The 4306-nt window shown below is 64.4% G+C and carries 7 protein-coding genes and 1 pseudogene; 5 read left to right on the top strand and 3 right to left on the bottom strand.

What is annotated here, in order from left to right; genetic code table 11:
• The 4 genes from EN935_RS24330 to EN935_RS24315 form a co-directional block, all read left to right on the top strand.
• The coding region (locus tag EN935_RS24330; RefSeq protein ID WP_206534558.1) for a S49 family peptidase at positions 1-481 on the top strand (481 nt) is incomplete at its 5' end.
• Between the two features lie 82 nt (positions 482-563).
• Positions 564-848, top strand: coding sequence for an integration host factor subunit beta (locus EN935_RS24325; RefSeq protein WP_006200394.1), 285 nt, complete (start codon positions 564-566; stop codon positions 846-848).
• Positions 849-902: 54 nt separating this feature from the next.
• A complete protein-coding gene (locus EN935_RS24320; RefSeq protein WP_127264640.1) occupies positions 903-1271 on the top strand; it encodes a LapA family protein in 369 nt (122 codons plus the stop codon).
• A gap of 37 nt (positions 1272-1308) precedes the next feature.
• Positions 1309-2274 carry an ornithine cyclodeaminase family protein gene (locus EN935_RS24315; RefSeq protein ID WP_109658841.1) on the top strand — a complete coding sequence of 322 codons (966 nt, stop codon included), beginning with the start codon at positions 1309-1311 and terminating at the stop codon, positions 2272-2274.
• On the opposite strand, the gene EN935_RS24310 is transcribed toward EN935_RS24315, so the two are convergent.
• The 3 genes from EN935_RS24310 to EN935_RS24300 all read right to left on the bottom strand — a co-directional run bounded on the left by EN935_RS24310 (position 2271) and on the right by EN935_RS24300 (position 3864).
• Entirely contained in the window at positions 2271-2708 is a 438-nt protein-coding gene (locus tag EN935_RS24310) for an EVE domain-containing protein (RefSeq protein WP_127264639.1), read from the bottom strand. The genes EN935_RS24315 and EN935_RS24310 overlap by 4 nt on opposite strands.
• Positions 2705-3100: a VOC family protein gene (locus EN935_RS24305; protein WP_109658839.1), complete on the bottom strand. Its 396-nt coding sequence runs from the start codon at positions 3098-3100 to the stop codon at positions 2705-2707. The genes EN935_RS24310 and EN935_RS24305 overlap by 4 nt, the downstream gene beginning before the upstream one ends.
• Before the next feature lie 74 nt (positions 3101-3174).
• Positions 3175-3864, bottom strand: a complete 690-nt coding sequence (locus tag EN935_RS24300; RefSeq protein WP_127264638.1) for a YafY family protein — start codon at positions 3862-3864, stop codon at positions 3175-3177.
• A gap of 136 nt (positions 3865-4000) precedes the next feature.
• Between EN935_RS24300 and EN935_RS24295 the strand changes: the two are divergent.
• Positions 4001-4306, top strand: a pseudogene (locus tag EN935_RS24295) (class I SAM-dependent rRNA methyltransferase); the annotation flags it as partial.

The following is a 4306-nucleotide window of genomic DNA, read 5'->3' as shown; positions in this document are numbered from 1 at the left end:
GATGGACAAGCTCGGCGTCAAGCTGGAGGAAGTGAAATCCTCGCCGCTGAAGGCCGCACCCTCTCCCTTCAAGCCGACCAATGACGACGAGCGCGCCATGGTCCGCAAGCTCATCCTCGACAGCTACGACTGGTTCGTCGGCATCGTTGCCGAGCGCCGCAAGATGACCCGCGAGCAAGCGCTGGCGCTTGCCGACGGTTCGATCTTCACCGGTCGCCAGGGCGTTGCCAACGGACTGATCGACGCCGTCGGCGGCGAGACCGAAGCGGTCGACTGGCTGGCGACCAAGGGCGTCGATGCCAAACTCAAGGTCGTCGAATGGAAGGACACTGAACGGGGCGGCGGCTTCCTGTTCTCCAAAGCGATGGCGCAAACGATCGGCAGTGCGCTCGGCCTGCCGGCCTACAGCGGCGACATCATCCATGAACTCGGTGCCGACCGCTTGTTTCTTGACGGTCTCGTTTCCGTCTGGCACCCTTGAGCTGCCGTTTGGGGCAAGTGAAAAAAGCAAATAAAATCATCCTCATAATTTTGACCGCACTGCTTTCACGGGGACCCGTCTCATGATCAAGTCCGAACTTGTGCAGATTATTGCCACGCGCAATCCGCATCTTTTCCTGCGCGACGTCGAAAACATCGTCGGCGCGATCTTCGATGAAATCACCGACGCCCTTGCCGAGGGCAACCGGGTCGAACTGCGTGGCTTCGGCGCTTTTTCGGTGAAAAACCGTCCCGCCCGCACCGGCCGCAATCCGCGCACCGGCGAATCCGTCGAGGTCGAGGAGAAATGGGTGCCGTTCTTCAAGACCGGCAAGGAATTGCGTGAAAGGCTGAACGGCGGCAAGTAGGCGCGTCAGCGCCAGACGGCCTTCCGGACAGGCCAGCTTCCGACGGAAAACATCATGTTCAATCGCTTCATTCTCATCGTGATCTTCGTGCCGTTGGCGATCATCCTGATCGCACTCGCCGTTGCCAACCGCGAACTGGTCGCCTTCACGCTGGATCCGTTCAACCCTGGCAATCCGAAGCTGACGGTGACTTTGCCGCTGTTCATCTTCCTGTTCCTGGCGCTCGCCATCGGCATGATCGTCGGCAGCCTGGCAACCTGGGTCAAGCAGGGCCGCTACCGCAAGCTGGCGCGCCAGCGCGGCGTCGAGGCTGAGAACCTGCGCCAGGCGGTCAGCCGTGCGCCGGCGGCACCGCAAAGCCCGGCCCAGGGGTCGACCCAAGGGTCCGCCCAAGGATCGGCATTGCCGAAGCCGACCACTTGAACCGCCGGTCGGCGGCTTTGTCCCCACGGAGTTTTTCATGTTGACCATTTCGGCCGCAGAGGTCGACCATGCGCTGACCTTTCCCGGACTGGTCGAGACGCTGCGCACGGCGTTTCGCGACGGAGCGGTGCAGCCGGTCAGGCACCATCATACGATCGAGCGGCCCGATGGTGCGGCCTCCACCCTGCTTTTGATGCCGGCCTGGACCGACCTCAACGCAGCCGGCACGTCGGCTGGTGGTCACGTCGGTGTCAAGATCGTCACCGTCTCTCCCGACAACAACGCCATCGGCAAGCCCGCGGTGATGGGGCTCTACCTCCTGCTCAATGGCGCCACCGGCGAACCCGAGGCCTTGATCGACGGCCAGCGGCTGACCCAGTGGCGCACCGCCTGCGCTTCGGCGCTCGCGGCCTCCTATCTCGCCCGCGACGATGCCTCGCGGCTGCTTGTGGTCGGCGCCGGCGCGCTGTCACCCTTCCTCGCCAAGGCGCACTCAGCCATGCGGCCGATCAGGACCATCCGCATCTGGAACCGCACCCCGGCCAATGCCGAGAAGGTCGCCGCCGATCTGCGCACCGAAGGCTTCGCTGCCAGCGCGGCAAGTGATCTCGATGCCGAGCTTGGGCGGGCCGACATCGTCTCCTCGGCGACGATCACGACGACACCGCTGATCAAGGGCGCATTGTTGCGGCCGGGAACCCATGTCGATCTGGTCGGCGGCTTTACGCCGACGATGCGCGAAAGCGATGACGACGCGATCAGGCTCGCCCGCGTCTATGTCGACACCCGCGCCGGCGCCACCAAGGAGGCTGGCGACATCGTCCAGCCACTGGCCTCCGGCGTGCTGAAGCCGGAAGCCATCGTGGCCGATCTGCACGAATTGGCGCGCGGCCAGAAGAAGGGCCGCGAGAGCGCCGCTGAGATTACGCTATTCAAGTCGGTCGGCGCAGCGCTCGAGGACCTTGCCGCCGGCATTGCCGTCTATAAGGCGCGCACGGCCTAGTTTGCTGTTGCGCCCATTTTGGCGCCCATCGCCTCGGCGATCGCACGAAAATCGTGATCCCCGATTTCGAAAAGGCCAAAGCGAAGCTGATAGCCCCAGTTCGACTTGCCGGCGGTGAAGTGCAGCCTGTCGAGCAGCGGCTTGATCGGCGTTTCCTCGGCCTTCGCCCACTCGACATCGCGGCGAAACGGCGTGAAGCCGCCACCCATATCACCCTGATAGGGTTCGCCTTCCCGCACCGTGCCGATCGCCGTGAAGGCCTGCAGTCCGTCTTTCTCGCCCAAAATGGTGGTCGCCGAATAATAGACGATGCCATCGCCGGGCTTGACGCGACGCAGTGGTGCCGCCTTGCCGTGGTTGACCTGCATGAAGCCGCCCTGACGGCCGCGCCGGACGTGCTCGGCCGACGCCACTGCGATCCAGTGTACACTCATTTCTGTTCCCCATTGGCTTGTTCGCCGTCGGACAGCCAGTAGATGCGCAGGCGATGATTGTCGGGATCGAGCGCGACAAAAGTGCGGCCGAAATCCATGTCGGTCGGCGTCTGCAGGATCTTCAGCCCGCGCCCGGACCAATCCGCATGGGTGGCATCGACCGCATCGGGCGTATCCAGCGCAAAGACGATTTCGGCGCCACCGCCTGCCGCGGCAGCCGCCGGCTCGACCGTGTGACGCGACCAGAGGCCAAGCTTGAAGCCGTTGTCGAGAACGAACAGCACGAAGGTCGGCGAACTTTCGACCGGCTCACGGCCGAGCAGCGCGCTGTAGAAGGCACCGCTCTGCTGCGGCTGGTCGACGTAGAGGATGACGAAATTCGGGGCGGTCATGTCTGCTCTCCAAGGTTCGGTGTTTCGACTTGGCGACCATAAGATAGGCTACTGTCAGATTCTGGCAGTAGCCATCACGAGCCGCGCGACTTGTCGAGCGTCGCCCGCCATTCCTTGAGCAGTGCCTGGCGACGGCGCGGATAGCGTGCGTCTGTTGTTTGGAGTTCGGCGATGCGGTCGGCGCGAAAATGCCGGAAATCCTGCCGCATCTCGCACCACGCCACCACCACCCGCACCTTATCGAAGAACCCCAGCGCGAACGGCCAGACCACACGTTCGGACGCGGCGCCGCCAGCATCACGGTATAGAAAGCCGAGCTTGCGCTCGTTGCGGATGGCCTGCCGCACCAGACCAAGGTCGATGCCCTCGATGGCCGCGGCGGGAGGGCCGACCAGCAGTGTACTCGCATCAAGATCCTCGCGCAGATCGTCCGGCAGCACGGCGGCGATCTTGGCCAACGCGTTGGTGGCGGCGGCCGAGAGGCGCTGGTCCGGCTGCTTGGCGACCCAGCGCGAGCCGAGCACGATGGCTTCGATCTCCTCGTCGCTGAACATCAGCGGCGGCAGCATGAAGCCGGGCTTGAGCACATAACCCAGCCCCGCCTCACCCTCGATCGGCGCACCCTGGCCCTGCAGCGTTGCGATGTCGCGGTAGAGTGTGCGGATCGAAACGCCCATCTCGTCGGCAAGCGTGTGCCCGCTCACCGGCCGGCGGTGCCGGCGCAGGCATTGGATGAGGTCGAGCAGGCGTTCGGAGCGGGACATCCAGCAGATTTGCCTGTTTCTTTGACATTGGTCCATCGCCGGCCGACATAAACCGGGAAGGCCTACATGTCGGACTTGGTTGCGAAGCCGGTTGCCCTATGTCAAAAGCGGCCACGCCGCTCGGAGTTGCCCCCGCTTGAAGTCTTTTCGCGACAAACGCCGCGACAACCGTCCGCATCCATCCGCAAAGGGTGCGGCGGACGCATCACGTCCGCGCACGGGACCCGTTCCCGCCAGACCGGACGCGCAACCGCGCGAGCGGCATGAGGCGAAGGCGGACGACCGTTCCGAGCCGAAATCGGGGCCGCGCGTCCTGGCCCGCCGCGAAGGCGCCCTACCCAGCGAGCAGCTTCCGGTGATCCTGGAAGTCGCGCCCAATGCAGATTATGCGCTGCTCGACAGCGGCGCCGGGCAGAAGCTCGAACAATACGGCCCTTACCGG

This window comes from Mesorhizobium sp. M7D.F.Ca.US.004.03.1.1 (assembly GCF_003998635.1).
GTDB classification, from domain to species: Bacteria; Pseudomonadota; Alphaproteobacteria; order Rhizobiales; family Rhizobiaceae; genus Mesorhizobium; species Mesorhizobium loti.
The sequence above is the reverse complement of the archived record's forward strand: the minus strand, read 5'-3'. Positions and strand labels throughout refer to the sequence as shown.

What these genes read in the sequence shown, in the direction of transcription:
- EN935_RS24320 (WP_127264640.1), top strand. Translation starts at nt 903, where the DNA reads ATGTTCAATCGCTTCATTCTCATCGTGATCTTCGTGCCGTTGGCGATC.
- EN935_RS24300 (WP_127264638.1), bottom strand. Translation starts at nt 3,864, where the DNA reads ATGTCCCGCTCCGAACGCCTGCTCGACCTCATCCAATGCCTGCGCCGG.
- EN935_RS24315 (WP_109658841.1), top strand. Translation starts at nt 1,309, where the DNA reads ATGTTGACCATTTCGGCCGCAGAGGTCGACCATGCGCTGACCTTTCCC.
- EN935_RS24305 (WP_109658839.1), bottom strand. Translation starts at nt 3,100, where the DNA reads ATGACCGCCCCGAATTTCGTCATCCTCTACGTCGACCAGCCGCAGCAG.
- EN935_RS24310 (WP_127264639.1), bottom strand. Translation starts at nt 2,708, where the DNA reads ATGAGTGTACACTGGATCGCAGTGGCGTCGGCCGAGCACGTCCGGCGC.
- EN935_RS24325 (WP_006200394.1), top strand. Translation starts at nt 564, where the DNA reads ATGATCAAGTCCGAACTTGTGCAGATTATTGCCACGCGCAATCCGCAT.